General features: G+C 47.1%; 4 protein-coding genes. 1 reads left to right on the top strand and 3 read right to left on the bottom strand.

The window, feature by feature from the left end; translation table 11 throughout:
• Window positions 1-93 precede the first annotated feature (93 nt).
• The 3 genes from ACFQ2O_RS20650 to aroQ all read right to left on the bottom strand — a co-directional run bounded on the left by ACFQ2O_RS20650 (window position 94) and on the right by aroQ (window position 2,345).
• Window positions 94-654 carry a MarC family protein gene (locus ACFQ2O_RS20650; protein ID WP_377532588.1) on the bottom strand — a complete coding sequence of 187 codons (561 nt, stop codon included), beginning with the start codon at window positions 652-654 and terminating at the stop codon, window positions 94-96.
• Window positions 655-750: 96 nt separating this feature from the next.
• Window positions 751-1,812, bottom strand: a complete 1,062-nt coding sequence (locus ACFQ2O_RS20645; RefSeq protein ID WP_377532585.1) for an aminotransferase class V-fold PLP-dependent enzyme — start codon at window positions 1,810-1,812, stop codon at window positions 751-753.
• Between the two features lie 86 nt (window positions 1,813-1,898).
• Window positions 1,899-2,345, bottom strand: coding sequence for a type II 3-dehydroquinate dehydratase (gene aroQ / locus ACFQ2O_RS20640; protein WP_377532582.1), 447 nt, complete (start codon window positions 2,343-2,345; stop codon window positions 1,899-1,901).
• Between the two features lie 167 nt (window positions 2,346-2,512).
• Here aroQ and xerD point away from each other — a divergent pair, with 167 nt between their 5' ends.
• Window positions 2,513-3,412: a site-specific tyrosine recombinase XerD gene (xerD, locus tag ACFQ2O_RS20635; protein ID WP_377532579.1), complete on the top strand. Its 900-nt coding sequence runs from the start codon at window positions 2,513-2,515 to the stop codon at window positions 3,410-3,412.
• Window positions 3,413-3,437: the final 25 nt, after the last annotated feature.

Raw genomic sequence — 3,437 nt, 5'->3', positions numbered from 1 at the left:
ACAAGATGACAAGAAGAATAGTAGTCAATCATTCAAAAGTCAGTCATTCATAATTAAAATTCACACATTCACTCAATCACACATTCAAAATTCTTATAAATTCGTCTTAAACAGTTTGATGGCGATAGCCAGCAGGATAATGCCAAATACTTTACGCAGTACGTTGGCGCCGTCTTTGCCGAGTTTACGCTCTATCCAACTGCTGCCTTTCAGCACCAGGTATACGAACACCAGGTTTAGCACGATGCCAACTAATACGTTTGGCAGCGAGTAAGCGGCACGTAGCGAAAGCAAGGTCGTCATGGTACCGGCACCCACAATCAGCGGGAAAGCCAAAGGTACAATGGAGCCGCTCTTGGTTTCAGGATCAGAATGGAAGAAGTCTTTGCCCAGGATCATTTCCAGACCAATCAGGAAAATGATGATAGCGCCTGCCATGGCAAACGATTCAAAGTCAATCCCAAACAAGCTAAGGATAGACTGCCCCAGAAACAGGAAAATGATCATCAGCACACCTGATATAAGGGTAGCTTTCTCTGATTCTATTTTGCCTTCGCGCTTGCGCAAATCAATGATGATAGGAATAGAGCCGATAATGTCAATCACGGCAAACAGCGTGAGTGTAACCGACGCTATCTCTTTGAAACTGAACATGGGTGATACGTACGAGTTTAGAATAACGAATTATGAATGGGAGTAAGCAGTATGTCCTGTGGCATGAGCAAAACAGGCAGCTTTATATCTTAAAAATCAGGCGTAATAGTGCAGGAAGAAGCGCTTCAGTTCTTCATATTCTTCGTCCTCTATGGCCGGAAAGTTAGCAATACGGAAGGTGTTTCTGGCCCACTGCCCATAGCCATTGCCTAGGCGGATGCCGTGGTGCAGCGCGCGCTTCTTCAGCTCTTCTATCAGCCTGTCGTTACCTTGTAGCGCGATAACGGTTTTAGAGCGCACCTCCTCGTTTTCTACCAGCAACTTAAAGTCGGAGAACTGCTCGAAGAACGTATACAGGTCGAGGGCACGGTCTGTCAGGTGCTGGTCTATGCCTTTGATAAACGGACGATCCTCCAGCATACGCTTGAGCAGGTAAATGCCTATCTCGTTTGGTGTGTGCGTTGTCTGGTAGTTCAGCATTTTCTCATGCATGGTTACCAGGCTGTTGTAATGCGCACGCTCACCTATTTTCTTGGCCCTAAGTATAGCGCGCGGCGAACAGGCCATAATAGCCAACCCGGGAGGTAAGCCAAAGCACTTCTGCACCGATCCGTACCAAATGTCGGCCTTAATCAATTTAAGGTTCAGACCAGCCATAGAAGAGGTAGCGTCTACTGCAATCAGGGTGTCGCGGTAGCGGTTGTGCAGGTTCAGGATCGTAGTCGGGCTTACCTGCGTGCCGTTAGACGTCTCGTTTTGCGTAAAGCAAATCAGTTCAGTGTCCGGGCTGATCTGAAGCTCGCTTACTGGCATGGTTTCGTTGAAGTCAAAAGAGAAACCTTCTGCTTCAGGGCGCAGCTTTTGCGCATACTGAAACCACTTCTCCCCAAAAGAACCGTTGTAAATATGAGAGCTCTTATGCGTAGTAAAGCTCTGCACTAATATCTCCCAGCACTCTGTGGCCGACGAAACAAAAAAGATGTGGTAATCCTGCGGAATGTTGAGCTTGCGCTTCATGGAGCCAACCACCGTACGCGATAAATGCACAAACTGCTCACCCCGATGCGGCGTGCTCAGAATACCCTCATCATAGGCATCTACCAAGTACTGGCGCACCTCAGGGTATACTTTAGACGGACCGGGATAGAAGTTAAGCATAGGGAAGCAAGTTAATATAGTTTTCGGACTATATTCTAAAATATGAACTTAATTAGACGAAAGTATAACGGCGCAGGTTACAGAATCTATACTCTGAACCCTACCTGTTTTGGTTTTTGTCGCTCAAGAAACTGTAAGGCAAGGCGATAGCTCTCCAATCCGAAACCGCTGATGCTGCCAGTGCAGTAAGGTGCTATCATACTTTTATGGCGGAAAGCCTCCCGTGCATAAACATTTGATATATGTACTTCTATCACAGGGGTATCAATAGCCTTGATGGCATCTGATAACGCCACGGAAGTATGGGTATAAGCGCCGGCGTTGAACACAATGCCTTTGAAGCTGAAACCCACCTCGTGCAGCTTATCTATCAAAGCTCCTTCGGTATTCGATTGGAAGTAGGAAAGCTTCAGATCTGGAAAATCTTCTTCCAGTTCTTTATAATAATCTTCAAAAGAACGGCTGCCGTACACCGATTTCTCGCGCGTGCCCAGCAGATTCAGGTTAGGGCCATTCAGGATGAGTATTTCCATAGTATACTTCTTGCCATTTTAGAAGCTACAAAGGTAAGGATTAACTATCTTTGCTCTATTTATTCTTTGACAAAAGAATTTAAGACGAAGGACAAAGGAGTTCAGCCGATTAGACTTTGCTGACCCGATCCTTCTAATTCTTAATTCATCATTCTTAATTCAGAAAAGTGAACTGGCGCATCAGCATAAAGCAATTTGAGGAGTACCTGAAACTGGAGAAGTCGCTGTCGAAGCACTCTGTGGAGGCTTATGTGCGGGATGTGCGCAAGCTGATCGATTTTCTGGATTTAAAAGGGCAGCAGGTGAGCCCGGAAAATATTACGCCCGCCATCCTGCGGGAATTCCTGCAGTGGGTGAATGAACTGGGTATGACACCGCACTCGCAGGCGCGGACGCTGTCTGGCATACGGGCTTTTTACAAGTTTCTTATCATGGAAGACATGATGCAGACTGATCCCACCGATACCATTGAAGCGCCTAAACTGAGCCGCAAACTACCAGATACGCTGGCTTTTCATGAAATTGAGGAGCTTTTGGCAGCCATAGACCTGTCTACACCTGAAGGCACACGAAACAGGGCTATGCTGGAAACGCTTTACAGTTCCGGCCTCCGTGTATCTGAATTGCTGGACCTGCGCATCAGTAACCTGTATGCCGATGCAGGCTTCCTGAAAATCAGTGGTAAAGGCGAAAAAGAGCGCCTGGTGCCGATTGGCCGTGATGCACTCAAGCATATTAACCTGTATCGGGAGGGAATCCGGTGCCACCTCACTATCAAAAAAGGAAACGAAGACATCCTGTTTCTCAATCGCAGGGGCGCTAAGATGTCTCGCGTCATGGTGTTTACTATCATCAAAGACTTGGTGGCTAAAGCCGGAATTCAGAAAACAGTGAGTCCCCATACATTCCGACACTCCTTTGCTACGCATTTAATAGAGGGTGGAGCCGACCTGCGCGCTGTGCAGGAGATGCTGGGCCACGAGTCCATCACCACCACAGAGATCTATACTCACCTGGATCGCGACTACCTGAAGCAGGTGATAAAGGACTTCCACCCGAGGAGTTAATTGTCTGCCGATACTTTAAAAGTTT

Origin of the sequence: Pontibacter rugosus (assembly GCF_042678745.1) — a bacterium.
Lineage (GTDB): Bacteria > Bacteroidota > Bacteroidia > Cytophagales > Hymenobacteraceae > Pontibacter > Pontibacter rugosus.
Note: the sequence above shows the minus strand (reverse complement) of the source record. Positions and strands in the feature narration are given on the sequence as shown.